Source organism: Pseudomonas sp. CCC3.1, assembly GCF_034347405.1.
Lineage (GTDB): Bacteria > Pseudomonadota > Gammaproteobacteria > Pseudomonadales > Pseudomonadaceae > Aquipseudomonas.
The window spans coordinates 4,695,841-4,720,472 of the sequence record NZ_CP133778.1; the positions used below are offsets into that span (position 1 = coordinate 4,695,841).

At 58.1% G+C, this 24,632-nt stretch carries 20 protein-coding genes and 2 tRNA genes; 13 read left to right on the forward strand and 9 right to left on the reverse strand.

Annotation, left to right across the window (positions count from 1 at the left end; translation table 11 throughout):
• Positions 1 to 140: 140 nt before the first annotated feature.
• The 4 genes from RHM56_RS20525 (at position 141) to RHM56_RS20540 (ending at position 4,557) form a co-directional block, all read left to right on the forward strand.
• Positions 141 to 1,091, forward strand: coding sequence for a LysR family transcriptional regulator (locus RHM56_RS20525; protein WP_322235543.1), 951 nt, complete (start codon positions 141 to 143; stop codon positions 1,089 to 1,091).
• Between the two features lie 65 nt (positions 1,092 to 1,156).
• Entirely contained in the window at positions 1,157 to 2,371 is a 1,215-nt protein-coding gene (gene pncB / locus RHM56_RS20530; protein WP_019408322.1) for a nicotinate phosphoribosyltransferase, read from the forward strand.
• A 3-nt stretch (positions 2,372 to 2,374) separates the two neighbouring features.
• Entirely contained in the window at positions 2,375 to 3,202 is an 828-nt protein-coding gene (nadE, locus tag RHM56_RS20535; RefSeq protein WP_322235547.1) for an ammonia-dependent NAD(+) synthetase, read from the forward strand.
• Between the two features lie 332 nt (positions 3,203 to 3,534).
• A complete protein-coding gene (locus tag RHM56_RS20540; RefSeq protein WP_322235549.1) occupies positions 3,535 to 4,557 on the forward strand; it encodes a DUF1338 domain-containing protein in 1,023 nt (340 codons plus the stop codon).
• Positions 4,558 to 4,623: 66 nt separating this feature from the next.
• On the opposite strand, the gene azu is transcribed toward RHM56_RS20540, so the two are convergent.
• Positions 4,624 to 5,070, reverse strand: a complete 447-nt coding sequence (gene azu / locus RHM56_RS20545) for an azurin (protein WP_322235551.1) — start codon at positions 5,068 to 5,070, stop codon at positions 4,624 to 4,626.
• A 317-nt stretch (positions 5,071 to 5,387) separates the two neighbouring features.
• Here azu and RHM56_RS20550 point away from each other — a divergent pair, with 317 nt between their 5' ends.
• On the forward strand, positions 5,388 to 5,582 hold the full coding sequence (locus tag RHM56_RS20550) for a hypothetical protein (RefSeq protein WP_322235553.1): 195 nt from the start codon (positions 5,388 to 5,390) through the stop codon (positions 5,580 to 5,582).
• A gap of 345 nt (positions 5,583 to 5,927) precedes the next feature.
• On the opposite strand, the gene RHM56_RS20555 is transcribed toward RHM56_RS20550, so the two are convergent.
• From RHM56_RS20555 to rnr, 8 genes are all read right to left on the reverse strand, one after another.
• Positions 5,928 to 8,234 carry a YgiQ family radical SAM protein gene (locus RHM56_RS20555; RefSeq protein WP_322235555.1) on the reverse strand — a complete coding sequence of 769 codons (2,307 nt, stop codon included), beginning with the start codon at positions 8,232 to 8,234 and terminating at the stop codon, positions 5,928 to 5,930.
• A 144-nt stretch (positions 8,235 to 8,378) separates the two neighbouring features.
• Positions 8,379 to 9,773: a replicative DNA helicase gene (gene dnaB / locus RHM56_RS20560; RefSeq protein WP_016783319.1), complete on the reverse strand. Its 1,395-nt coding sequence runs from the start codon at positions 9,771 to 9,773 to the stop codon at positions 8,379 to 8,381.
• A gap of 134 nt (positions 9,774 to 9,907) precedes the next feature.
• Positions 9,908 to 10,354 (reverse strand): 50S ribosomal protein L9, encoded by a 447-nt coding sequence (gene rplI, locus RHM56_RS20565; RefSeq protein ID WP_003439047.1) that lies wholly within the window; start codon positions 10,352 to 10,354, stop codon positions 9,908 to 9,910.
• Between the two features lie 19 nt (positions 10,355 to 10,373).
• A complete protein-coding gene (locus RHM56_RS20570; protein ID WP_322235557.1) occupies positions 10,374 to 11,270 on the reverse strand; it encodes a hypothetical protein in 897 nt (298 codons plus the stop codon).
• Positions 11,271 to 11,306: 36 nt separating this feature from the next.
• Positions 11,307 to 11,537: a 30S ribosomal protein S18 gene (gene rpsR, locus RHM56_RS20575; protein WP_003171373.1), complete on the reverse strand. Its 231-nt coding sequence runs from the start codon at positions 11,535 to 11,537 to the stop codon at positions 11,307 to 11,309.
• A 28-nt stretch (positions 11,538 to 11,565) separates the two neighbouring features.
• Positions 11,566 to 11,991, reverse strand: a complete 426-nt coding sequence (gene rpsF, locus RHM56_RS20580) for a 30S ribosomal protein S6 (protein ID WP_003439045.1) — start codon at positions 11,989 to 11,991, stop codon at positions 11,566 to 11,568.
• 305 nt (positions 11,992 to 12,296) lie between these two features.
• On the reverse strand, positions 12,297 to 13,064 hold the full coding sequence (gene rlmB / locus RHM56_RS20585) for a 23S rRNA (guanosine(2251)-2'-O)-methyltransferase RlmB (RefSeq protein ID WP_322235559.1): 768 nt from the start codon (positions 13,062 to 13,064) through the stop codon (positions 12,297 to 12,299).
• Positions 13,061 to 15,736 (reverse strand): ribonuclease R, encoded by a 2,676-nt coding sequence (gene rnr, locus RHM56_RS20590; protein WP_322235561.1) that lies wholly within the window; start codon positions 15,734 to 15,736, stop codon positions 13,061 to 13,063. The genes rlmB and rnr overlap by 4 nt, the downstream gene beginning before the upstream one ends.
• 224 nt (positions 15,737 to 15,960) lie before the next feature.
• Between rnr and RHM56_RS20595 the strand changes: the two genes are divergently transcribed.
• The 8 genes from RHM56_RS20595 to RHM56_RS20630 all read left to right on the forward strand — a co-directional run bounded on the left by RHM56_RS20595 (position 15,961) and on the right by RHM56_RS20630 (position 24,630).
• A tRNA-Leu gene (locus RHM56_RS20595) sits at positions 15,961 to 16,047 on the forward strand.
• Between the two features lie 175 nt (positions 16,048 to 16,222).
• Positions 16,223 to 16,309: transfer RNA gene (locus RHM56_RS20600), tRNA-Leu, on the forward strand.
• Between the two features lie 204 nt (positions 16,310 to 16,513).
• A complete protein-coding gene (locus RHM56_RS20605; RefSeq protein ID WP_322235563.1) occupies positions 16,514 to 17,020 on the forward strand; it encodes a sigma-70 family RNA polymerase sigma factor in 507 nt (168 codons plus the stop codon).
• Positions 17,013 to 17,975, forward strand: coding sequence for a FecR family protein (locus RHM56_RS20610; RefSeq protein ID WP_322235566.1), 963 nt, complete (start codon positions 17,013 to 17,015; stop codon positions 17,973 to 17,975). Before RHM56_RS20605 ends, RHM56_RS20610 begins: the two co-directional genes overlap by 8 nt.
• A 113-nt stretch (positions 17,976 to 18,088) precedes the next feature.
• On the forward strand, positions 18,089 to 20,830 hold the full coding sequence (locus tag RHM56_RS20615) for a TonB-dependent receptor (protein ID WP_322235568.1): 2,742 nt from the start codon (positions 18,089 to 18,091) through the stop codon (positions 20,828 to 20,830).
• Positions 20,827 to 21,933, forward strand: a complete 1,107-nt coding sequence (locus tag RHM56_RS20620) for a cytochrome-c peroxidase (RefSeq protein ID WP_322235570.1) — start codon at positions 20,827 to 20,829, stop codon at positions 21,931 to 21,933. The genes RHM56_RS20615 and RHM56_RS20620 overlap by 4 nt, the downstream gene beginning before the upstream one ends.
• A gap of 121 nt (positions 21,934 to 22,054) precedes the next feature.
• A complete protein-coding gene (locus RHM56_RS20625; protein WP_322235572.1) occupies positions 22,055 to 23,077 on the forward strand; it encodes an iron ABC transporter substrate-binding protein in 1,023 nt (340 codons plus the stop codon).
• Positions 23,077 to 24,630 (forward strand): iron ABC transporter permease, encoded by a 1,554-nt coding sequence (locus RHM56_RS20630; protein WP_322235574.1) that lies wholly within the window; start codon positions 23,077 to 23,079, stop codon positions 24,628 to 24,630. The genes RHM56_RS20625 and RHM56_RS20630 overlap by 1 nt, the downstream gene beginning before the upstream one ends.
• Positions 24,631 to 24,632: the final 2 nt, after the last annotated feature.

Consider the following 24,632-nt stretch of genomic DNA (forward strand, 5'->3'; position numbering starts at 1 on the left):
TCAACTTAAAAATGGTTTTCAGGCCGTTAGTTGTAGCTGGCTCACCCGGTGGTAACAAACGACCTTTAAGCGAGATATCATTCCGAAAATTCATGCTGGGCGAGTAAAGTCGGCAAACAACTAGAACCTGGGGGGTCTGCATGCTCAACAAGCGCTATCTGCCATCGATCACCGCCTTGCAGTGTTTTGAGGCAGTGACCCGGCACCTGAGCTTCACCCGCGCGGCCGAAGAACTGAACCTGACCCAGAGTGCCGTCAGCAAACAGGTCGCACAGCTGGAAGAACTGCTCCAGCATTTGCTGTTTCGCCGCGTGCGTCGCCGCCTGCAACTCACGCCTGCCGGGGATTTGTACCTGGTAGAAGTCCGAAAAATCCTGACCCAAGTCGAGATGTCGACCCACACGCTGCGCTCTTACGGCGGCGAAACCGAGGTGCTGCGTGTGTCGACACCCTCGACCTTCGGCGCACGCTGGCTGATGCCACGCCTCAAGGGCTGGCGATTGCGCCATCCCCATATTCATCTGGATGTGTGCAACGAGCAGCCTGCTGACGAATTGCTGCAAGGCCGAAGCGATCTGGCGTTTTATTTTGGCCAGGGCTCACGGCCCGGCACCGAATGCGTGAAGCTGTTTGGCGAAGAGCTGGTGGCGGTCTGCGCGCCCTCAAGCTTGCCAAGCCACCCGTTCACCGACCCGACGCAACTGACCGACCTGGTCTTGCTGCAAAACGCCTCGCGCCCACAGGCGTGGCATGAATGGTTTGAGAGTCAGGGCTACCACACCGACCACAGCTATCACGGGCCGCGCTTCGAAACCTTTTATATGTGCATTCGCGCAGCCCAGGTTGGTTGCGGCGTGGCGCTGCTGCCTCGGTTTCTGGTCGAAGAAGAATTGACTGACGGCAAGCTGGTCATTGCCTGGCAGCACAGGCTGCCAAGTCGCGACGCGTATTACCTGGCCTACCCTGAGCATTCGGCGGGCGTACCCAAGGTGAAGGCGTTTGTGACGTGGATGATGGAACACTTGGAAGACGCCCCAACAGATGAGAGAAAAAAACCGCTGGCAAAAGGGCCTGCGGATATGAGCCACTAGCGCCATTCATTGAAAAAGCTGAACGCCGTGGCAATCAAGGCACGCGCAGCATGGAGATTGCCGTTATGAGCGAGAGTGTATTTGCCGATCGCATCGTGCAGAACCTGCTCGACACCGACTTCTACAAATTGACCATGATGCAGGCGGTGCTGCACAACTACCCCAACGTTGAAGTCGAATGGGAGTTCCGCTGCCGTAACAGCGAGGACTTGCGCCCGTACTTGAGCGAGATTCGCCATCAGATCGAACGACTGGCCGAATTGAGCATGACGCCGGATCAGCTCGGGTTTCTGGAGCGGATCACCTTTATGAAGCCCGATTTCATCCGCTTTCTGGGGCTGTTTCGCTTCAACATGCGCTACGTGCACACCGGGATCGAAAACGGCGAGCTGTTTATCCGTCTGCGTGGGCCGTGGCTGCATGTGATTTTGTTTGAAGTGCCGATGCTGTCGATTGTCAGTGAGGTGCGCAACCGCTCGCGCTATGCGGGCACTGTGCTATCCCAGGCCCGCGAGCAGTTGTATCGCAAGTTCGACTGGCTACAGGCCAACGCCAACGATGACGAACTATCCGAGTTGCAAGTGGCCGATTTCGGCACGCGTCGCCGGTTTTCGTACCGCGTGCAGGAAGAAGTGGTCACGGTACTCAAGCACGATTTCCCTGGGCGCTTTGTCGGCACCAGCAACGTCAACCTGTCCCGCGAACTGGACATGAAACCGCTGGGCACCATGGCCCACGAATGGATCATGGCGCATCAGCAACTGGGCCCGCGACTGATCGACAGCCAGAGCGCTGCGCTCGATTGCTGGGTGCGTGAATACCGCGGCCTGCTGGGCATTGCCCTGACCGATTGCATCACCACTGACGCCTTTCTGGCTGATTTTGATCTGTACTTTGCCAAGCTGTTTGACGGCTTGCGCCACGACTCGGGCGACCCGGTGGTGTGGGCCGAAAAATGCATCGCGCATTACCACCGGCTGGGCATTGATCCGATGAGCAAGACCCTGGTGTTTTCCGACAGCCTGACCTTGCCCCGCGCACTGGAGATTTTCCGGGCGTTGCGCGGCAGAATCAATGTCAGTTTTGGCATCGGAACTAACCTGACCTGTGACATTCCGGGTGTCGAGCCGATGAGCATCGTGCTTAAAATGACCGCCTGTAATGGCTCGCCAGTGGCCAAGATCTCGGATGAGCCGGGCAAGACCCATTGCTCCGATCCGAATTTCGCCGCCTACTTGCGCCACGTTTTCCATATTCCTGAACAATCCTCCAAGGAGTGAATCATGCAGGCCGTACAGCGTCAGATTGCTGAAGATCTCAAGGTCCAACCGCCGTTCAAAGACACCGCCGCCCTTGAGGCCGAGGTTGCACGGCGCATCACCTTTATTCAGTGCTGCCTGCACAACGCCAGGCTCAAGACCCTGGTGCTGGGCATCAGCGGCGGCGTCGATTCGTTGACCGCAGGGCTCATGGCTCAGCGTGCCGTTGAGCAGTTGCGCGAGCAAACCGGCGATCAGGCATACCGTTTTATCGCTGTGCGTCTGCCTTACGGCGTGCAGCACGACGAAGCCGATGCCACTGCGGCGGTCGACTTTATCAAGCCGGATGAGCGCCAGACCGTGAACATCGGACCGGCAGTCAAAGCACTGGCTGGCGAAATTACGGCGTTTGAAGGCAAGCCCCCTGCGACCGTGGATTTCGTATTGGGCAACACCAAGGCGCGCATGCGCATGGTGGCGCAGTACACCATCGCGGGCGCGACAGGCGGGCTGGTGATCGGTACCGACCACGCGGCAGAGGCGGTGATGGGCTTTTTCACCAAGTTCGGCGATGGTTCCTGCGATCTGGCACCGCTCAGCGGGCTGGTGAAGAACCAGGTACGGGCCATTGCGCGGCATTTGGGTGCGCCCGAGTCGCTGGTCGAAAAAGTCCCGACAGCGGACCTGGAAGACCTGGAGCCGGGCAAGCCTGATGAAGCGTCGCACGGCGTGACCTACGCCGAGATTGATGCGTTCTTGCATGGCGAGCCGGTGAGTGAAAAGGCGTTCAACATCATTCGCAGCACGTATGAAAAGACCCACCACAAGCGTGAAATGCCGTTCGCGCCTTGATGCGTGACGCAGAATCGTTGTAGCCGCTGCCGCAGGCTGCGATAAGCTTCGCTTAACGCACATCCCCTGTGGGAGCGGGCTTGCCCGCGAAAGTATCGGCGCGGTTTAACAGAAAAACCGCATCGCCTGCATCGCTGGCAAGCCAGACTCCCACAGGTTTCTCGCTGCATTCAAAACAGCGTTCGCTTAACTGACTGGCATTACCTGCGGCAGCGGCTACAGCGTTTTTTTGCGTATGAATTAACGGAATGAACCCCGCATTTTTTTTCGCTTGTCGCCCCTCCTCTCAAAGGCTTTGATAGACGTCTATTTCGTCGTCAGAGCCCTGCCCCATGTCTTCTTTTGATGGTTTGTTCTCTCTGGTCGAGTCTGCACTCGATCAGCCAACGGCTCATTGGTTGCGCGAGCATGTCGAGGTGCCAGAAGCGTTACAGCGTTTTAACTGGAGCGAACAGGCGCTGCATCGCGTGTGGCTCGCGCAAGCGCTGAATCTGTGTCTGTTTCATACGCTAGTGAATGCCGTACCGGACGGCCGACGCTATGTCGAAGAACAAGCCCGGCAAGGGCGCAAAGTGGTGTTTGACCATGGAGCGATTCGCACGGTGGACTGGCCCAACAACGGCCAACTGCCGCGTGGGCGTCTGGCATTTTCACGCTTGCTGGAGCCGCTGGGCTTTACCGATGTACGCACCTATCCGCTGACCAAGCTGAATATGACGGGCTGGGGCTATCGCCAGATGGATCTGCCGGAAGACATCGCACAGTTCTTTGTCTCGGAATTGCATCCGGGGCGTTTTAGCGAGGTGTTTCAGCAAGCCGTCAGCCGCGTGGTCAGCTCCAGTCTGGACCCGCTACACCCCGAACACCTGGGCCTGCTCAATCGCCTGAGCCTCACCCGCCATTGCAGCCTGGACGAAGCCCGCAGCCTGTTGCCCGTGTTGCATCGAGCCTTTGACCGCCAGCATGGCGTGGTGCACGAGGTGGACTATCAGTGCCTGCTCAATGAGAGCGCAGAAATGGCCTGGATTGCCACCGAAGGCAACAGCTTCAATCACCTGACAGACCGCGTGCAGGATCTGGAGGCCTGCGTCGCTCAGCAGCGCGATCTGCAACGGCCGATGAAGGACAGCATTGAAGTCTCAGCCTCGGGGCGGGTCATGCAGACCGCTTATCGCGCCTGCACCGTCACCCGCGAGTTGATCGATGCCCAAGGCCAAAGCCACGAACATCAGGTGCCCGGCTCGTTCGTGGAGTTTATTCAGCGCAAGGTCGACCCGGACAGCGGGCGCATTGATCTGAATTTCGACAGCAGTAACGCTCAGGGCATTTTCAAGATGACCGACTCAAAAGCCTGACCCTGAACGCAAACAGCCCTGACGGCGCAAGGCGCGTCAGGGCTGCTCAGTCAGCACGTCAGATTTTTATTTAAGGGTGACAGTGCCTTTCATCATCGAGATATGGCCTGGGAACGAGCAGAAGAAGCCATATTTCTCATCCGCGTTGAGCTTGGAAACATCGAAGGTCACGGAGTCGGTCTCGCCAGCGCCAATGATCTTGGTGTGCGCAATGACGCGAGTGTCGCCGTCTTTGAGGTAGCTTTTGTCGATGCCAGCGCTAAGGCCATCAGTGGCAATCGGCTGCATGTCAGCTTCTTTGCTCAGTACCCAGTTATGACCCATCACGGTTTTTGGCAAGCTGCCAGAGTGCTTCAGTTCTACGGTGAACGTTTTGCACGACTTGTCGATTTCGATAGCTTTGGTGGTAAACGACATTTGGTCAGTCGAATCGACTTCGACCTTGCACTCTGCAGCGAGCAATTGGCCGCTGGCCAGCGTCAAAAGGGATACCGCAACAACTTTGGCAAACATGGGTTTTCTCCAAGGTAGGGTACAAAAAATCCATTATTTGTATACAGGATGCATGAAAACAGTCTCGGCTCCAATGATCCACGTCACGTTATGACGTTTTTGTTATGACCTTCTATCAGGCAAACGAGCACAGGGCCAGTCACCTTAGGCCATTCTTTGCTTTATGAGATTTAATCCACATCGTTCTTTTTGAGCGGTGTAGAGTCGACTTCTCAACACAAACAGCCACCTTGCAAAAACCCAGCTAACGGCTAAGCACTAATACAGGGCAGAATACGCGCCGCTAAACCTCACCTTCGACCCCCAGAGGATCGCCCATGGCCAAACCAAACTATAACTTCGCTAAGCGTCAAAGAGACTTGGCTAAAGAGCAGAAGAAAGAGGAAAAGCTCGCGCGCAAGAAAGCAGCAGCTGAAGGCGGCATCGTAGAAACGGATCAGGAAGTCGACGCAGAACATGAAGTCGCCGAAGACGACACCGGCGCCACAGAAGAACAAGCACCCAACGCGTAACGCCCTCGGCCCGGTTATCCACAACCCGGCCCACAGGATCTGTGATCAGGATCAGCAGCCCCGCTGTTGATCCTCGCAGCAGTCCTGACACCCTTGTAGCGCCCTCAGACGCTTTAAACGACCAACCCCCTACCAGCCAATGCGAAATGGGCTGCATGCGCGTGGAAGGCTTCTCAGTGGGCCAAAATGCACAACGCCAGCCCGAAGGCTGGCGTTGGTTTTGACATCATCGGTCCACGTGGGAGCTGGCTTGCCAGCGATGCAGACGCCGCGATCTACCTTAGACAGCGCACGGATGCTATCGCCGGCAAGCCGGCTCCCACAGGATTCATGTGATCCGTCGATTTAGCGCGGCACTACCGGCTTACGGGTCGGTTTTTTGCCTTTGCCGCCTTTGGCAGCTTCCTGACGCTCTTTGGCAGCCTGTTTGTTACGGGCAAATGCAGCGGCCTTGGCCTGCTCGCGCTTGTCCCACGGGTTGCCGCCATCGCTGGCACGCGGCGGCAAGCCGGTGTGCTGGGTCAGGATTTTGGTGGTTTTCTCACCCGCAACCTTGTGGCTGCCAGCAGGTGTCGAGTTCTTGCGACGCGCACTCTGGTAGCTGTCAGTCGCCGGTTGATGCAGCGGAATCAACTGATCTTTGCCCGAGCCGATCAGGTCAGCACGGCCCATGCGGGTCAGCGCTTCACGCAGCATTGGCCAGCCTTTCGGGTCGTGGTAGCGCAAAAACGCCTTGTGCAGACGGCGTTGCTCTTCGCTCTTGACGATCACCACCGAGTCGCTTTTGTACGTGACTTTGCGCAGCGGGTTTTTGCCCGAGTGGTACATCGCAGTGGCGGTGGCCATCGGCGACGGGTAGAACGCCTGCACCTGGTCAGCACGGAAGCCATTGCCCTTGAGCCACAGCGCAAGGTTCATCATGTCTTCGTCTTTGGTGCCAGGGTGCGCAGCAATGAAGTACGGGATCAGGTACTGCTCTTTGCCTGCTTCCTTGGTGTACTTCTCGAACATGCGCTTGAACTTGTCATAGCTGCCAATGCCCGGCTTCATCATTTGGTTGAGCGGACCTTCCTCGGTGTGTTCCGGGGCGATCTTGAGGTAACCACCCACGTGGTGGGTCACCAGCTCTTTCACGTACTCCGGCGATTCGACCGCAAGGTCATAACGCAGGCCGGAGGCGATCAGGATTTTCTTCACACCCGGCAAGGCACGGGCGCTGCGATACAACTGAATCAGCGACGAGTGGTCGGTGTTCAGGTTCGGGCAAATGCCAGGGAACACGCACGATGGCTTGCGACACGCGGATTCGATTTCCGGGGTTTTGCAGGCGATGCGGTACATGTTCGCGGTCGGGCCGCCGAGGTCGGAAATGACCCCGGTGAAACCTGGCACTTTGTCGCGAATCTCTTCGATTTCACGAATGATCGACTCTTCAGAACGGTTCTGGATGATCCGGCCTTCGTGCTCGGTGATCGAGCAGAAGGTGCAGCCACCAAAGCAGCCGCGCATGATGTTCACCGAGAAGCGGATCATGTCGTAGGCCGGGATTTTTTCCTTGCCGTACGCAGGATGCGGAACGCGCGCGTAAGGCATGCCAAACACGTAGTCCATTTCTTCGGTGGTCATCGGGATCGGTGGCGGGTTGAACCACACGTCCACTTCGCCGTGCTTTTGCACCAGCGCGCGGGCGTTACCCGGGTTGGTTTCAAGGTGCAACACGCGGTTGGCGTGGGCATACAGAACCGAGTCGTTACGCACTTTCTCAACCGATGGCAGACGAATGACCGTCTTGTCACGGGTCATGCGCGGGCTGGCCAGAATTTGCACCACTTTGGCTTCGTTCGGGTCTTCAACCGGACCTTTTTCTTGCTCGATGGCACACGCCTGAGTGTCTTGGGTGTTCACGTACGGGTTGATGATCTTGTCGATCTTGCCCGGACGGTCGATACGCGTGGAGTCGACTTCGTACCAGTCTTTGGGTGTATCACGACGGATGAACGCGGTGCCGCGAACGTCGGTAATGTCTTCGATCTTGTGGCCGTAAGACAGGCGCTGGGCGACCTCAACAATCGCGCGCTCGGCGTTGCCGTACAACAGAATGTCGGCGCAGGCGTCGATCAGGATCGAGTTGCGTATGCGGTCTTGCCAGTAATCGTAGTGCGCAATGCGGCGCAAGGAGGCTTCAATGCCGCCGAGTACGATCGGCACATGCTTGTAGGCTTCTTTACAGCGCTGGCTGTAAACCAGGCTTGCGCGATCCGGACGTTTGCCAGCCATGCCACCCGGGGTGTAGGCGTCATCGGAACGGATTTTCTTGTCGGCGGTGTAACGGTTGATCATCGAGTCCATGTTGCCGGCAGCAACGCCGAAGAACAGGTTCGGCTCGCCCAGCTTCATGAAGTCGTCTTTGGACTGCCAGTCAGGCTGAGCAATGATGCCCACGCGAAAGCCCTGGGACTCCAGCAAACGACCAATGATGGCCATGCCGAACGAAGGATGATCGACGTAAGCATCACCGGTCACGATGATGATGTCGCATGAATCCCAGCCAAGCTGATCCATCTCCTCCCTGCTCATTGGCAGGAATGGTGCTGGACCGAAACATTCGGCCCAGTACTTCGGATAGTCAAATAAAGGCTTGGCTGCTTGCATGTCGATGACCGGTGTTGAGTGCAGAAAAGAGGGCGCGTCATTTCGCAAGAAATTCGCGGGCGCGGAATATAGCACAAAAAACAACCAATTCCGACGGCGATGGTCGGAATTGGAGGCTCCCACAAAGGCTAGGGGGCCGGGTGGTTAGTCGTCGTCGAAGTTGTAACTGCCCGGCGCCAGATTCTCGAAGCGTGTGTATTTGCCGATAAACGCCAGCCGCGTGGTGCCGATGGGGCCGTTACGCTGCTTGCCGATGATGATTTCGGCAATGCCTTTGTGCTCGGTCTCGGGGTGGTACACCTCGTCCCGGTACACGAACATGATCACGTCAGCATCCTGCTCGATGGCTCCGGACTCACGCAAGTCGGAGTTGATCGGGCGCTTGTTGGGGCGCTGCTCAAGGGAGCGGTTGAGCTGCGAGAGCGCCACGACCGGGCAATTGAATTCCTTGGCCAGGGCTTTCAAGGAACGCGAGATCTCGGAGATTTCGTTGGTGCGGTTATCACCGCCCGAGCCCGGGATCTGCATCAGTTGCAGGTAGTCGATCATGATCAGGCCGATGTCGCCGTGTTCACGCACCAGACGCCGGGTACGCGCGCGCATTTCCGAAGGGCTGATGCCCGCAGTGTCATCGATGAACAGCTTGCGGTCGTTGAGCAGGTTGACCGCCGAGGTCAGGCGCGGCCAATCATCATCTTCAAGGCGACCGGCACGGACCTTGGTCTGGTCGATGCGCCCAAGCGACGACAACATACGCATGATCAGCGATTCACCTGGCATCTCCAGCGAGTAAACCAGTACCGCTTTTTCACTGCGCAATACGGCGTTTTCAACCAGGTTCATCGCAAAGGTGGTTTTACCCATCGACGGACGACCGGCGACGATGATCAAGTCCGCAGGTTGCAAGCCGCTGGTCATGCCATCCAGGTCGGTGTAGCCAGTGGACAGGCCAGTGATGGCATTGTCGGTGTTGAACAGGGTGTCGATGCGGTCGATGGCTTTGGTCAGCAGGTCGTTGACGCTGACCGGGCCGCCGGTTTTTGGCCGGGCCTCGGCAATCGCAAAGATCTGCCGCTCAGCTTCGTCGAGAATCTCTTCAGCGCTGCGCCCTTCAGGGTTGAACGCGCTGTCGGCGATTTCGGTGCTGATGCCGATGAGCTGCCGCAAGGTCGCCCGCTGGCGCACGATCTGCGCATACGCCTTGATGTTGGCGACCGACGGGGTGTTTTTGGCCAGCTCGCCGAGGTAGCCCAGGCCACCGACTTGTGAGGTCTGACCTTCCTTGTCCAATTGCTCGGCAAGGGTCACGACGTCGATCGGGGAGTTCTGGTCTGCCAGCTTGGCGATGGCACGGAAAATCAGGCGATGGTCATGTCGATAGAAATCACCGTCCGAAACCTGATCCAACACGCGTTCCCAGGCGTTGTTGTCCAGCATCAAGCCACCGAGCACGGCCTGTTCGGCCTCGATGGAATGCGGCGGCACCTTCAGGGCAGCGGTTTGCAGGTCGTATTGCTCAGGAGCGGAGATATCGTTCATGGCCACTTGGTTGTTCAGGAAAAGCAGGGATTTGAAAATCAGGTACTGCAGAAAGACAAAGGGCACGACCTGTAAACAGGATCGTGCCCGATGTTAACCGTCCAGCACACAAGGTGCCAGTCAGTTAAGACTGCTTAAGCAGCTACCACAACAACGCGTACGGTTGCTTCAACTTCGGCGTGCAGGTGCACAGCCACGTCGAATTCGCCAACGTTGCGGATAGTGCCGTTCGGCAGACGAACTTCGCTTTTTGCAACTTCAACGCCAGAGGCGGTCAGTGCATCAGCGATGTCGTGGGTGCCGATCGAACCGAACAGCTTGCCTTCGTCACCAGCGGTGGCAGTGATAGTCACTTCCAGCTCAGCCAGTTGGGCAGCGCGTGTTTCAGCCGAAGCTTTCTTGTCAGCTGCTGCTTGTTCCAGCTCAGCACGACGCTCTTCAAACGCAGCCAGGTTGGCAGCGGTTGCAGCGGTAGCTTTGCCGTACGGCAGCAGGTAGTTACGACCGTAACCGGCCTTAACATTTACTTTGTCGCCCAGGTTGCCCAGGTTTGCGACTTTTTCCAGAAGGATCAGTTGCATGTGAAAATCCTCTTAACTTTTAACCTTCACCGTCCGCAGAGCCTTTATCAGCGTCTTTCGGCGCCAGACGTCCGCGAAAATCAATCAGGCTGTCGACAATGGCCAAAACCACGAGCAACGGATAGATCAGCTGCATAAACAGCAACAGCGTGACGTACAACCCCACCAGCCAAAACTTGGCCAGTCGCTTTTGCGCCACCAGCCCGTGTATCAGGGCCAGCCCGGCGAAGAACAACGCTACGCTGCACAACGGCGTGAGCATGGCCATTTGCGGACCGAAGTTCGGTCCTACAAGCATGCACGCCAGCAACAGTAACGCTGGACCTAGCGGTAGGCGGATGCTGCGAAATTCGCTGGCAAAACCGCCCGGGTTGTACAACAGCGCTTGCCAATAACGCCCAAGTATCAGGCTTAGCACGCTGACGACCTGCATCAAAGCTGCAATCAAACCGGTGAGGACGGGTGCAATCAGTGCTCCAAGGCGCGCTCGCTCTACGTCAGATAACTTGTCGTAGAGACCATTGAGGACCTGCGGCAGAAGTTTTTCCAACTCCTGCGCCATCGCACCAATGGGTTCGCGGAAAACCGTACCCAGGATCACGCCATACACCACACCCAACGCTACGCTGACCAGCAGCACGCGATACCAGGGCTGACCGGCGCGTAACATCATCGCCAATCCCAGGGTTCCCAGCAGCACCATCAAGGTGCGCGGTTCGCCCATAAACCACCAGACCAAGGCCGGCAGTAAAGCCCATGAGAGGATGCTCAAGGCATCTCTCGGACCGCGCCGCAGGAGCACAAGGCACCCCGCAGCAGCACTCAACCAGAACAAAAACGGCAATGCCGCACATCCGGCCACGATTAACGCGGCCTGCACACGGCCTCGCATGATGAACTCAGCTAGGGCACGCATGCATTCAATCCTTTACTACCTGTCGACTGCCCGGTCTCAGCGGCCGTGGCTGTCGGTGTAGGCCAGCAGGGCCAGGAAGCGGGCGCGCTTGATAGCGGTGGCCAGCTGACGCTGATAACGAGCTTTAGTACCGGTGATGCGGCTTGGAACAATTTTGCCGGTCTCGGATACGTAAGCTTTCAGAGTGTTGAGATCTTTGTAATCGATCTCTTTCACTTCTTCTGCAGTGAAGCGGCAGAATTTACGACGACGGAAGAAACGTGCCATGTAATTGGCTCCTCAAAAGGTCCGTGGATTACTCGTCAGCGTTATCGCTGGCGTCGCTGTTATCGCTGTCATCGCCATCGGCGCTGTCAGAATGCTCAGGACGGTCACGACGCTCACGGCGCTCACTGCGGTTCTCTTCAGCCTTGAGCATCTCGGACTGGCCAGTTACGGCTTCGTCGCGACGGATGACCAGGTTACGGATCACAGCATCGTTGTAACGGAAGTTGTCTTCCAGCTCAGCCAGGGCTTTGCCAGTGCACTCAACGTTCAGCATCACGTAGTGAGCCTTGTGAACATTGTTGATTGCGTAGGCCAGTTGACGACGGCCCCAATCTTCCAGACGGTGGATTTTGCCGCCGTCTTCTTCGATCAGCTTGGTGTAACGCTCTACCATGCCGCCGACTTGTTCGCTTTGATCCGGGTGGACCAAAAAGATGATTTCGTAATGACGCATGAATGCTCCTTACGGGTTGTAGCCTGCCGCTAACTAAAAAGCGGTCAGACAAGGAGTGAATGACACTTGTGTGTCTTGCCTAGAGAGGCACATATGCGCCCGCCATGACGGCAAGGGGCGCAATTGTAGAGAAGGGACAAGAGAGGTGCAAGGTGATTGGTGATTATTTGAACAATCTTAATCATCCAACCCCTGTAGCCGTTGCCGCAGGCTGCGATAAGGCCGCAGACCTAGACCGTCAAGCCGAGCGCTTCGCACTCGATCGCAGCCTTCGGTAGCGGCTACAGGGTTTACGCAGGTTTGGCTTATTTCTTTTTCGCTGGTGCCTTGGCTTTGACGCTGCGCTGACGCAAGGCTTCGAACAGGCATACGCCCGTCGCTACCGAGACGTTCAGGCTGCTGACGCTGCCTGCCATCGGCAGACGCACCAGGTAGTCGCAATGCTCACGGGTCAGGCGACGCATGCCTTTGCCTTCTGCGCCCATGATCAGGATGGTCGGGCCCGTCAGGTCTTGCTCGTACAGCTCCTGCTCGGCTTCACCCGCCGTGCCCACGATCCACAGACCGCGCTGCTGAAGTTTTTTCAGGGTTGCAGCAAGGTTGGTCACGGCCACCAACGGAATGACTTCCGCTGCGCCGCAGGCTACTTTTCGTACAGTAGGCGTCAACGTTGCAGACTTGTCTTTGGGCACGATAACAGCCAAAGCACCGGCCGCATCGGCGGTACGCAGGCAAGCACCCAAGTTGTGCGGATCGGTCACGCCGTCCAGCACCAGAATCAGCGGAGCGCCTTCCGTGCGATCGAGCAATTCGTTGAGCATGGCCTCGCCCCACACCTGGCTCGGACTGACTTCAGCCACGACCCCCTGGTGCACGCCTTCAACCCAAACGTCCATTTCGCGACGCTCAGCCTGGCCAACATCGACCCGGTTTTCAGCAGCCAGCGCAACCAGAGTCTGGACGCGAGGATCGTTGCGGCTTTCAGCCAGCCACACTTGCTTGACGCGTTTCGGGTGGTGACGAAGCAACGCTTCTACAGCGTGAATGCCGTAGATTTTTTCCAACTGACTCATGGTTTGACCTTAGGTTTGCGCGCCCCGCCGCTTTTGGCGGCAGGAGCGGTGCCCGATTTTGGCGGGCCTTTGCGGTGTTTGCTTGGCTTGGAAGGCTTGCCCGCGTCTTTAGCGGGTGCTGCCCTTCCCGGCTTTCCCGGCTCCGATGTCCGACCGCCGCTTTTCGCATCGGCCAGCAGCGCCTTTTTCAATTCACGACTTTTGCGCAATTCGGCATTTTTAGCCGCGGCATCGCTTGAACGGTAAGCGTCGTCAGTGGTTTTTTTAGGTGCTTTGGCCGGTGCACTGCGACGTGCTGGTTTAGCAGCCTCAACTGGCGGCTCGGTCGCCTTGGTACCGGACTTGCCGGCATTTTTGCCAGCGCTCTTGCCAGCAGGTGCATCACCTGTACGATTCTTGCGACCAATCGGCGCGCTGAGGGTTTTCTCAGCCATTTCGAAGTCGATTTTGCGTTCGTCGAGGTCGACGCGCATAACCCGCACTTCGACGGTGTCGCCCAAACGGAAGCTACGACCGGTGCGCTCGCCCGCCAAGCGGTGATGCACAGGATCGAAGTGGTAGTAGTCGCCCGGCAAGGCGGTCACGTGGACCAGGCCTTCTACATAGATGTCAGTCAGCTCAACAAACAGACCAAAGCCGGTCACGGCTGTGACGACACCCGGGAACGTCTCGCCAACGCGATCCTTCATGAACTCGCACTTGAGCCAGTTGGTCACGTCACGCGTGGCTTCGTCGGCACGGCGCTCACTCATCGAGCACTGCTCGCCGAGCTGCTCCAGGATCGCTTCGTCGTACGGGTAAATACGCGCTTTAGGAATGGTCATCGCGCCAGCACGCAGAACGTGCGGGGTATCCTGCTTGGAATGGATGACACTGCGAATCGCCCGGTGAGTGAGCAAGTCCGGGTAGCGACGAATCGGCGAAGTGAAGTGCGTATAGGCTTCGTAATTCAGGCCGAAGTGGCCCTGATTGTCAGCGCTGTACACCGCCTGGCTCAACGAGCGCAGCATCACGGTCTGGATCAGATGGAAATCCGGACGGTCCTTGATGGTTTCAAGCAGCGCCTGATAGTCCTTCGGCGACGGGCCATCTTTACCTTTGTGCAGGGTCAGACCCAGCTCACCGAGGAACGCGCGGAGTTTTTCCAGACGCTCAGGTGGCGGACCATCGTGCACGCGGTACAGCGCAGGAATTTCGTGCTTCTTGAGGAACTCAGCGGTGGCCACGTTGGCTGCCAGCATGCATTCTTCGATCAACTTGTGCGCGTCGTTACGCGTGGTTGGGCGAATTTCAGCGATTTTGCGCTCGGAGCCGAAGATGATTCGGGTTTCCTGGGTTTCAAAATCAATCGCGCCACGGGTATGACGAGCGGCCAGCAACACCTTGTACAGCGAGTACAACTGCTTGAGGTGCGGCACAACGTCAGCGTATTCGCTGCGCAGTTGCTTGGCTTCGCTGGTTTTCGGCTGCTCAAGGATGGTGCTGACTTTGTTGTAGGTCAGTCGCGCTTGAGAGTGAATCACCGCCTCATAGAACTTGTAGTCGGTCATTTCGCCGGTTTTGGAGATAGTCATCTCGCATACCATGGCCAAACGGTCGACTTTCGGGTTCAGGGAGCACAGGCCGTTGGACAGCTGCTCTGGCAGCATCGGGATCACACGCTCAGGGAAGTACACCGAGTTACCGCGTACCTGAGCTTCTGCGTCCAGCGCCGAACCAATTTTCACGTAGCTGGAAACGTCGGCAATCGCCACGTACAACTTCCAGCCGCCCGAGAACAGACGCAGCTTGCCAGCCTTGGCTTCGCAGTACACCGCATCATCGAAGTCGCGAGCATCTTCGCCGTCGATCGTCACGAACGGCAGATGACGCAGGTCGATGCGTTTCTCTTTGTCTTTCTCTTCAACTTCCGGCTTCAGGCGGCCAGCTTCTTTAAGCACAGCCTCTGGCCAGACGTGAGGAATATCGTAGGTGCGCAGCGCGATGTCGATTTCCATGCCGGGCGCCATATAGTTGCCCACCACTTCAAGCACATCACCCTGCGGCTGGAAGCGCGGGGTCGGCCAGTGAGTGATCTTCACTTCAACGAACTGCCCAACCTTCGCGCCCGCATTGCGGCCCGGCGTTACCAGCACTTCCTGCTGGATTTTCGGGTTATCGGCCACTACAAAGCCAATACCGCCTTCTTCGAAGTAGCGACCCACGATAGTTTCGTGAGCACGCGAGACCACTTCAACAATCACGCCTTCACGACGACCACGACGGTCCAGACCCGAAACACGGGCCAGCGCACGGTCGCCATCGAATACCAGACGCATTTGCGACGGACTCATGAACAGGTCGTCACTGCCGTCATCCGGGATCAAGAAGCCGAAGCCATCGCGGTGACCACTGATGCGGCCGAGAATCAGGTCGAGTTTGTCCACCGGCGCATAGGTGCCCCGGCGGGTGTAAATCAGTTGAGCATCGCGTTCCATCGCGCGCAGGCGACGACGCAGGGCTTCAATTTGGTCTTCTGTCGTCAGACCAAACTCTTCTACCAACTGCTCGCGAGCAGCAGGCGAGCCGCGTTCGGCCAGGTGCTGAAGGATCAGCTCGCGGCTAGGGATAGGGTTTTCGTATTTTTCCGCTTCACGTGCGGCCTCGGGATCGAGGGTCTGCCAATCGGCCATTAGATAGTTTTCACCTTGTCTATATGCGGGTTAGTTTGGCATACGCGTATTGAAACGGGAAATTTCGGGTTCATACAGTCCTGTATTAGCCCGTTCTGACACGCTTTACTGCCGCAGACCAACCATTCGCGAAATATTTGCAATATTTTTAATCACAACGCTTTACAGGTCAAAGGGTCATCCGTATAGTGCGCGCCATCGACAACGGCAACGTTGAAGATGCTGCCCAGATGGTGAAATTGGTAGACACGCCAGCTTCAGGTGCTGGTGATCGCAAGGTCGTGGAAGTTCGAGTCTTCTTCTGGGCACCAATTTAGAGATGGAGATTAGTACAATATTCAGGCTCACACAAAACCCGCGAAAGCGGGTTTTTTGCATTTCGGGATCTTATAAAAATTTGATTTATTAAAACCAAAACAGGGGTTTACAGATCAAATAGCTCTCCGTATAGTGCGCCACATCAACAGCGGCAACGTTGCTGATACTGCCCAGATGGTGAAATTGGTAGACACGCCAGCTTCAGGTGCTGGTGGCCGCAAGGCCGTGGAAGTTCGAGTCTTCTTCTGGGCACCAATTCAGGTTTACAGCCAACAGGTTGTGAAACCACTCAAAAAGCCCGCGAAAGCGGGCTTTTTAGTTTCCGGCATTCACCGCCCACTCCCCCTCCCTTGGTCTGATGCCTTCTATCCAGTACACAAACGTTGTATTTGATAATCCATCTCACTCGCACTAATATCCGGCCACCTTCAGATCGCCTGCGCGTCTTCCTGGATTCGAGTGTCCGACAACAACGAAAGACTACAGCTCTACCTCACGCATCGACATGCGCTTGTGGACTATGCCGCCCCCATCGTGGGTTGCCGCGCCAAAGCCGAAGATGTGGTTCAGGATGCGTGGCTACGCTTTAGCCAAGGTGCAGACAATCTGGTCCCGCTCACTCAGCCGGTCGGCTACCTGTACCGAATTGTGCGCAACCTGGCGTTTGACCTGAATCGCCGCGTCACCCTTGAGAATCGCCACACTTCCCGCGACGAACTGCTCGACGAGCATGTCTCCAACACGCCCTCCCCAGAACAGGAAGCCCTGCATCTGGACGAGCTGCGTAAATTGCAACATGCTCTGTCCCGCCTGCCTGAACGGACACGACAGGCATTTGTCCTGCATCGACTGCAAGGCCTGACGTTCCAACAAATCGGTACCCAGTTGGGTATCTCTGTGAGCCTGGCCCACCAATTGGTCCGCGATGCCCTGACCTACTGCGCGGAACAACTGAGTGATGACTGATAAGCCCCCTGCGAACCTGGTCTGGGAAACCGCGCTGGACTGGCTGCTGCTGATTCAGCAAAACCCCCACGACCCCGAGCTCAACCGACGCCTGAATGACTGGCGTGCCAGCGCCCCCGAACATGACGCGGCATGGCGCAAGGCGCAGAAAGTCTGGCAACTGAGCGGCGCCGCCCTGAATTTGCCGAACGCGACAAGCGCCGCTGCGCCGACCACGCCAGCGCCTCGTCGCTTCAGCCGCCGCCAACACTCATGGATGGGCGCCGCCGCCGCGGCCTGCGCAGTGTGTATGCTCTTGCCCGACTGGCAAGCCCTGCGGGCCGATTACCGCAGTCCTATCGCCGAACATCGCGACATCACGCTCAGCGACGGCAGCCACATGCTGCTCGACAGCAACAGCGTGGCCGACGTGCAATTCGACCCCGCGCAGCGACAAGTCACGCTGCTACGGGGCCAAGCCTTTTTCTCGGTCAAATCCGAGCCAGACCGCGCGTTTTACGTCAACGCCGGGCAAGTGCGGGTTCGTGTGACCGGCACCGCCTTTGCCGTCAGCGTGGAAAACGATGAGGTACAGGTCAGCGTTGAAAGCGGCACTGTCGCCGTAAAAACCCCTGCTGCGCCGCAACCCTCCAGCCTTCATCACGGCGATCACTTGAGCTACAGCGCCAAAGACAATCAAACCCGGCTCGCGCAATGGCCCAATGAGTCCATTGCCCCTTGGCGTCGCTGGCAACTGGTTGCCGTCGATCAATCCGTGGAAGACGTCATCAAACAACTGCGTCGCTATCAGCCCGGCCTGATCCTGCTGACAGACAAAACCCTGGGCCAACGCCGCATTACCGCCGCCCTGAACTTGCGTGACCCAAAACGCGCCTTGCAGGCCGCTATCGCCCCGCTGGGTGGCGCCGTGCAAGACAGCCTGCCGTATGCCTTGATCGTTACCGACGCGCCGTAAATCTTTTTTCAACTATTTCTGGAAATCCTCAGCAGCCGAGAGTCTTTACCTACGAACGTCACTGATAAAGATTCGCATTAGTGACCAAGGCGTTTCATTTCGTAGGTCCTCTCATGCCTTCTCTGCGTTTGCGTTGCGTCCGATCCCTGTCTTTGGGCCTGCTGCTGGGTTTACCCGCACTGACCCTCGCCTCCCAGGCTGAATCCAGCCTTCAGCATTACCAGATAGCCGCCCAGCCGCTGGCCGCCGCACTGATTGCGTTTTCGCAGCAATCCGGCTGGCAGGTCAGCGCAGAAAGCGCCCTGCTCACCGGCCTGAGCAGCTCGCCGGTGAATGGCAACCTAGACCCGGAACACGCTTTGGCTCGCCTGTTGCACTCCAGCGGCCTGCAATGGGAAGTCACCTCGCCTGACAGCGCATCAGTTCTGCCGCCGACCGACAGCGATGTCTTGCAGATCAAAAGCACACCGATTACCGCGATGGACGCCGTTTTCCAGGGCGAACACGTGATAGACCGGCAAATGATCGAGAACCTGCCTTCAGGCAATGGCGATATAACCAGCTTGCTGCGCACCAACCCCAACGTACAGTTCGACAACAATCAGCTCAGCAGCAAGACACCCGGCGAAATAGCCCCGGCCGATATCAGCATCAACGGCGCACGCCCGTGGCAGAACCTGTTTGTGGTCGACGGCATGAGCATGAACAACGACCTCGACCCCGGCAACAGCAACGATGATTTCGATGAGTTGCCGGGGCGCAGCCAGGGCATGGCCCTGGACACTGATTTGCTAGAAAACATCCGTGTCTATGACAGCAACATTCCGGTGGAATTTGGCGGCTTTAACGGTGGCGTGGTCGAGGCCAACACCCGCGACCCCAAGAAAGACTTCCACGGCAAATTGTCGGTGCAAATGTCGCGCTCCGAGTGGACCCGCTACCACCTGAATGAAGACGACCCCGACCTTGAAAGCTTCAAAGCGGGCTTCGGCAACAGCAGCCAGCCCGAGTTTAAAAAGATCATTACCCGCGCCACCCTCGAAGGGCATGTGACGGACAACTTCGGCTTGCTAGGCAGTTTCTCGCGTAAAGACTCGACCATTCCGACCCGGGTCTTTGCCATTTCCAACCAAACCGAGACCGCCAACGCCGCCGAAACTCAGACACGGCGCATCGATAACTACTTCCTCAAGGCCGTCTGGCAGGTCAATGACGACTGGAAGCTCGACGTCAGCCTGACCCACGCCCCGGAAACCGCCAAAACCTTTGGCCCCAACTCGCTGCTCTCCGCTCGCGAGATGGAAGCTGGCGGCGACAGCCTCAGCGCACGGCTGGTATGGAATGCGCCACTGGCCCGGGTCGAACAAAACCTCAGCTGGAGCGAACTGCATACCTCACGCTATTCCGACAGCGACTACATGGTGCTGTGGCGCACGTCGACCACCAAAGACTGGAGCACCTCGGCTTTCGCCACTGAAGGCGGCTTTGGCGACATCGAAGAAAACCAGAAAACCCTGGCCTACAAACTCAAGGCCGACTGGAACAGCTTCCAGTGGCTGGGCATCGACCACTCGCTGCAAACCGGCCTGGAGCTGTCGCAAAGCTCAGCCAGCTATGAGCGCAACAAGCCTTACAGCAGCTACAGCGTCGCCAGCACCGATACCTGCGTGGGCAACGACGCCTATTGCTCCATCGGCCAGACCGCCAATGGCTGGAACGGCCAATACGCCAACAAGATGACCCTGACCCAAGGCAAAGTCGCCTTCGACACGCGCTCGTGGGCGTTATACCTGCAAGATGAAATGCGCTACAAACGCCTCACCGTGCGGCCCGGCGTGCGCATCGACGGCGATAACTACATGAGCCAGACCACCGTGGCGCCGCGTCTGGCCATTGAACTGGACGTGTTTGGCGACAACAAAACCCACCTCATCGGCGGCGCCAACCGTTACTACGGGCGCAATCTGTACGCCTACCGTCTGCGCGACGGCATCGCCGCCATGGGCACCGAATACAGCCGCGCCAGCCAGACCGCTGACTGGGTGATGGGCAAACAAAACGCCAATGACAGCCAGTTCAACCAGTTGAAGGTGCCCTATGACGATGAGCTGACACTGGGCCTGAGCCATGTGCAGTGGGACACCGAATTTGCTGTCAAATACGTCAAGCGCATGGGCCGCCAGCAAGTCAGCCGCGCCTGGGGCGCGCAAATCGGCCAGCCTTCCGAAGACACTGGCACCCTGGCGGCCAACTACTACACCTATTACAACGGCGGCAAAAGCGACGCCGACATCTACACCCTGACCATCACCCCGCTGCAAGCCTTTACCCTGGGCAGCACCCGCACCTCGGGCCAGTTCGCCATGGACTGGAGCAAGGTCAATAACACCGGCCTGTCGAACTACAACGCCAGCATCGGCGCCATTTACGTTGAAGACCCGACGATCCAGTACGACGGCAAGTTCATGAAGTATTCCGACATGCCCGCGACCAACTACAACCGCCCGTGGACAGCACGCCTGACGACCATCACCGAAATCGCCCCGTTGAACCTGACCTGGAGTCATTTCCTGCGCTATCGCGATGGCTATCGCCGGATTGCCGCCACGGGCAAGAAAGTCGTGCATGAAGGCTCCGACGCCTATGTGTGGGCCGAAACACCGTATTCCGGCGCACTGACCTGGGACACCCGGCTGGCCTGGCAAATGCCCACAGGCAAAGACCAAGCCGTGTTCGTCAACCTCGACGTCACCAACCTGCTGGACAAACAAATCGTCGGCGCCACCGAAACGAGCGGCCTGCCCACCTTTGAAGTCGGGCGCCAATTCATGCTCGAAGTGGGGTACACATTTTGAACAGCCTGACCGCCTGCTTCAGCGCTGCACTGGCGTTGAGCTGCCTCGACGCCCAAGCAGCAAGCGCTTGCGATGAGAAGACCGCCCAGTACACGGCCTGCGTCGCCCAGCTGTATCGCCAACCTGTCGCCCAATGGCCCGCCCCGCAGGTAGACGCCGATGTGCACTGGCAAGAGATGGCCGCCCTGCCCGACCACGTCCCTGCACCGCCCGAAAACCCTTTCAGCGACACCAAGGCCGAGCTGGGCAAAAAGCTGTTTAACGACCCCAAACTGTCGCGCTCCGGGCAAATTGCCTGCGCGTCCTGCCACGAAGCCGACATGGCCTTTGCCGATGGTCGTCGGGTGTCGTTTGGCCATGACCGCCAGAGCGGCCGCCGCAATGCGCCCAGCCTGGTAATGAGTGGTTACAGCACCAACCTGTTTTGGGATGGCCGGGGCGGCAGCCTTGAGCAGCAAGCTCTGCACCCTATCGTCGACCCCGTGGAAATGGCGTTTGATAGTGTGCAACTGCTCGAACGACTCAATGCCGATGCCGCCTACCGCGAACAGTTTGCCCAGGTGTTCGGCGCGGGCTCCATCACCACCGAGCACACCGGGCAAGCACTGGCCACTTACCAGCGCACCTTGGTCAAAGCCACGCGCAACACCGCCTTCGAGCAATTACTGCGCGGACGCCCGCAACGCATGAGCGATGAACAGCTTTACGGCCTGCACCTGTTTCGCACCAAAGCGCGCTGCATGAACTGCCACTTTGGCCCGGCACTCAGCGACGAACAGTTCCATAACGTGGGCCTGAGCTATTACGGGCGCAAATACGAAGACCTTGGGCGCTATGAAGTGACACGCCAGCCACAGGATGTGGGCGCTTTCCGCACCCCGTCATTGCGCCTGGTGATGAAAACTGCGCCCTGGATGCACAACGGCCTGTTCGTCAACATGGAAGGCACGCTGGCGTTCTACAACATGGGCATGCCGCGCCCGCGCCGCAACGCGCAACAAGCCAATGACCCGCTGTTTCCGAGCACCAGTGAACGTCTGAAAGCACTGAACCTGGACAAGGACGAACTGCGTGCGTTGCGCAGTTTTCTCGACACTCTGTAGAAGAATGAGCATCACAGAACGTCGCTTGGGCGCAATTGGACGCTGGGTCAAGCGCACTTGAGAAACAATATCGTTTATTATTGTTTCAAGTTTTGTAGTACCCAAGTGAGGAACCCAGCGAATGATGCTCCGAAATACCCGGCTTGCGACATCCCTACTGCGCGGTCTGACTCTCTCCATTCTCGGTCTAGCACTGACCGCTCCCGCCTACGCTGCCGACCCTGTCACCCTGACGCTGTACAACGGCCAGCATAAGGAGGTCGGCGACAACCTCGCCGCCGCCTTTGAGGCCAAGACCGGCATCCACGTCAACGTGCGCAAAGGCAGCAGCAACCAACTGGCCAGCCAGATCATGGAAGAAGGTGACCGCTCGCCCGCCGATGTGTTCTATGCCGAAGAATCGCCGCCGCTCAACAACCTCGGCGAGCAAGGTTTTCTGGCCAAGGCTGACGACAGCACCCTGCAAGCACTGCCCAAAGAATACGTGGCCGCCAATGGCACCTGGATCGGCGTCACCGCCCGCACCCGCGTCGTGGCGTTCAACCCCAAGTTGATCAAGGAAGAAGACCTGCCTAAGTCGGTACTCGATTTCGCAGACCCTGAATGGCAAGGCAAAGTCGGTTTCGTACCCACCAGCGGCGCGTTTCAGGAACAAGCCGTGGCCATCATCAAGCTGCACGGACGTGATGCCGCAGAAGAATGGCTGACCGGTCTGCGCGCCTTCGGCAAGACCTACACCAACAACATGGTAGCGCTCAAGGCGGTGGAAAATGGCGAAGTCGCCACCGTTCTGGTGAACAACTATTACTGGTTTGCCCTGAAAAAAGAAAAAGGCGAACTGGACTCCAAACTGCACTACTTCACCGATGGCGATGCAGGCGGCTTGATCACCGTGTCCAGCGCTGGCGTGATCAAGGCCAGCAAACACCCCAAAGAAGCCCAGCAACTGCTCGCCTACATGGCCAGCGAAGAGGGTCAGCGGGTGATCACCAACACCACCGCCGAATACCCGATGCGCAAAGGCATGGTTTCGGAGCGCGGTCTCAAGCCGTTTGATGAGCTGCAAGCACCGAAGATCACGCCAGCCGACCTGGGCAACGCCGAAGAAGCGCTGGACCTCGAACGCGAAACCGGCCTGCTCTGATGCTCTCTGCTGCCCACCCCGCGCGCTACTCCCTGAAACGCAAAAGACCGTCGATCTGGCTGTTGCTGCCTGTCCTGTTGCTGGTCGGACTTAGCCTGCTGCCACTGCTGTATGTCGGCACCAAAGCCTGGCAAGCCGGGTGGGCGCAAGCGCTGAGCCTGCTCTGGCGGCCTTACGTGTTTGGCCTGATGCGCAACACGTTGTTGCTGATGGTCGGCGTGACCGTGACCTGCGCGCTGGTCGGGTTGTCGCTGGCCTGGTTGCTGGAACGCAGCAACTTGCCAGGGCGACGCCTGTGGGGCGTGATTCTGTGCCTGCCGTTTGCCGTCCCGGCGTTCGTCAGCAGCTTTACCTGGGTCTCGCTCAGCGCCAGCTTTGAAGGTCTAGGCGGGGCGATTCTGGTGATGAGCCTGTCCAAATACCCACTGATTTTTTTGCCGGTCGCCGCCACCTTGCGCAACCTCGATCCGGCCCTTGAAGAATCAGCCCGCACCTTGGGTCAGAATCGCTGGGGGGTGTTTTTCAACATCACCCTGCCGCTGGTCTGGCCTTCGTTGCTGGCAGGCTCATTACTGATTGCTCTGCACATGCTGGTGGAATTCGGCGCGCTGTCGATCATCGGCCTGCAAACCTTCACCACCGCGATTTACCAGCAATTTGAGCTGGAGTTCAGCAACGCCAATGCGGCGATGCTGTCTGCGGTGCTGCTGGTGATGTGCCTGAGCCTGTTGTGGCTGGAGCTGAAAGTACGCGGCAAAGGCCGACACATTCGCATCGGCCAAGGGGCTGCCAGACGCGCCGAACAAGTGCGACTGGGCAAGTGGTTATTGCTGGGGCAAGTGTATTGCTTGCTACTGGCAGTGATTGGCAGCGGCATTCCGCTGGGCATGCTGGTGTACTGGCTGGTCAAAGGCAGCTCGGCGGCATTCCCGGTGGCTGAGATTGGCGAAGCGCTGTTCTCGTCGTTGTCATTGGCACTGGGCGGCGCGGCACTGTGCCTGGTGCTGGCGGTGCCGGTGGGGTTGCTGGTGGTGCGCTACAAAGGCCAACTGGCCATCTGGGCCGAACGCCTGCCCTACCTGCTGCACGCGCTGCCCGGGCTGGTGATTGCGTTGGCGCTGGTGTACTTCTCGCTGCATTACGTGCCCGCGCTGTACCAGACCTCGGCATTGCTGCTGATCGCTTATGCGCTGCTGTTTTTGCCACTGGCACAGGCGCCGATCCGCACGGCGCTGAACAAAGCAGCGCCGCAACTGGAAGAAGCTGCGCGAACGTTGGGCGCTTCGTCGTTCTCGGCATTTTGCCGGGTGACGCTGCCGATCATCTTCCCGGCGCTGGGCGCAGCCTTCGCCCTAGTGTTTCTGGACGCCATGAAGGAACTGACCGCGACCTTGCTGCTGAGCCCTACCGGGCTTAACACCTTGGCCACACAGGTCTGGTCGCACACCTCGAACATCGAGTTTGCGGCGGCGGCACCTTATGCGGCGTTGCTGATACTGGTGTCGGGATTGCCGGTGTATTTGCTGACAACGCGGATGTATTTGAGCCGCTGAAC